This is a genomic window from Novosphingobium sp. AAP83, assembly GCF_001295795.1.
GTDB lineage: Bacteria > Pseudomonadota > Alphaproteobacteria > Sphingomonadales > Sphingomonadaceae > Novosphingobium.
In genome coordinates, this window is the sequence record NZ_LJHY01000063.1 from 1 (window position 1) to 1,212 (window position 1,212).

The window sequence follows — 1,212 nt, forward strand, 5'->3', positions numbered from 1 at the left end:
AGAGGGAGCAGCCCTCCTCGGACCAATCCGCCTCGAACTACCCGGTTTTTGCGGGTGTCCAGCTGCGATATGCTATTTATCTAAAATGGCTGATTCGAGATTTATCTTTCAGTCGCACTAGTCAGCGTGTGGAGGCACAATGTCTTATCAGCGTTTTTATGATCTGAGTGTTCTTTCAAACAAAGTGTATGAGCAACCTTATGGACCGATAAACGGCTACACAGAATCCTATGTTTTCATTAATGATAGTGAAATTATATCTGGAGATGGCTTCGGCTTTTACGCGGCTGCATACCGGAACAGCAACAATCCCGATGACGTAATTATTGTTTATCGCGGGACAGATGGCATATTTGATGCGCTCCCGAATGTGGCAATCGCTGGTCTAGCTGATTGGGATGTCCAGTTCGATCAGGCGATTTCTTTCGCAGACTATGTGATGCGGACCGAGCGGGCAACAAACCCGAATGCTCAATTCACCGTCACCGGCCATTCTTTGGGTGGCTCTCTTGCCCAAGTCGTCGCTGCGATGTTCGAATTGAACGGCGCGGCATTCGATCCCGGCGGAGCGGCAAACATAGTGGCTTCCACCACTTTTGCTAATCGGGCAGCCGATCTTGAGGCGCAGAATCCAAACTCATCCATAAATTTCGGAGGTGGGGCGCAGGCGAGTTTTAGAAACTTTATTGTTGAAGGCTCACCTGTCTCGCAGTGGTCTGGGAGTCATGTAAACGATAATAACATCGAATATCTTGATTTTTTTGCATATAATCAAGATAGTGAGGTTATTATATCTGTAAATTCATCTATTGTAACGTATGGTTTGTTAAATATTGTTGGTTTTAAAGCGGCAGTTAGAGCTAATGTCGTGACTCTCGCGCTAAAAACTAAATTTATTCATAGTTCTTCAGGGATATCTACATTATTGTCAATAAAAGCAGGTGAGGAGTTTAATGAAAATTCACTTTTACAATTAGAAGCTCAAAAAATAATAAATTATTTCAATGCTACAGGAAATATTGGATTTGATGATAATCCTCCACTTTTTCAGAATCAACAATATATTTCAAGTGTATACCGTTCAGTATTATTTGCGGATAATGGTAACAATAATATTGTCACATCAGCATCTGCAGATACGATTTTTGGGTTAGGTGGCGATGATGTCATAACATCCGTCGGCTTTGGCGACACGGTTGATGGTGGGGCGGG

The 1,212-nt window shown here is 43.1% G+C and carries 1 protein-coding gene; it reads left to right on the forward strand.

Annotation, left to right across the window (positions count from 1 at the left end; genetic code table 11):
- Positions 1 to 139 precede the first annotated feature (139 nt).
- On the forward strand, positions 140 to 1,212 hold a 1,073-nt coding region (locus tag IP81_RS19910; RefSeq protein ID WP_157573340.1), incomplete at its 3' end, for a DUF2974 domain-containing protein.